Raw genomic sequence first — 830 nt, 5'->3', positions numbered from 1 at the left:
TGTGATGCATGTCACATAAAGTTGTAAGGTCTTCTGCCATCATCCGCTACGCTGTGATGCAGACTACAAGTAGTAATGCTGCAAATTAACTTAACTCTGAAATTTTTTAGGAGCTTTAAATGGGTATTTATACAAACGCAGTACAGAAACTGTACGTAGCCTACTTCAGCCGTCCTGCTGATCCAGCTGGTCTGCAATACTGGGAATCCGTAGTTGCAGCCAATGCTGGTTCTACTACAGCTGTTAGCGCAGCTTTCTCCCAATCTGCAGAATACACAGCAGCATACGCTGGTATGAACAGCACACAGATCGTCAACCAGGTTTACACAAACTTGTTCGGCCGTGCAGCTGAGCCAAGTGGCTTGTTGTACTGGGCACTGTTGCTGGATCAAAAAGCTATCTCTATCTCCAACGTTGTTACCCAAATCGCTGCTGGCGCTCAAGGTACTGACTTGGTTGCTTACACAAGCAAAGTATCTGCCGCAACTAGTTTCACTGCAGCAGTTGATACAAACCTTGAAATCGTTGGTTACTCTGGTACACCATCATTGACACTGGCTAAAGCATTCATCGCTGGTGTAACTGATGCAGCGACACTGGCAACAGCGATCGTTCCAGCAACTCTGGATGCAACGGTATTGGCCGTTACTTCAGCAGCAGCAGGTCAGACTTTTGCTCTGACTACTGGTATTGACTCAATCGTCGGCACAGCAGGCAATGACACAATCAGTTCATTGACAGCAGGTGTATTGACAGCATTGGACAATATCGATGGCGGCGCCGGTAATGACACAATGAGCTTGACGTCTATCAGCGCAATTGCGATCCCA

At 47.1% G+C, this 830-nt stretch carries 1 protein-coding gene; it reads left to right on the top strand.

Translation table 11 applies throughout. The annotated features are described in order from the left end of the window. Window positions 1-119: 119 nt before the first annotated feature. Window positions 120-830 (top strand): DUF4214 domain-containing protein (locus tag ACO0K3_RS19480; protein WP_422987502.1); only part of this gene is annotated, 711 nt, incomplete at its 3' end.

It is taken from the genome of Undibacterium sp. Rencai35W, from assembly GCF_049340185.1.
Classification (GTDB): Bacteria; Pseudomonadota; Gammaproteobacteria; order Burkholderiales; family Burkholderiaceae_D; genus Undibacterium.
This window is presented reverse-complemented; position numbering and strand designations above follow the sequence as displayed.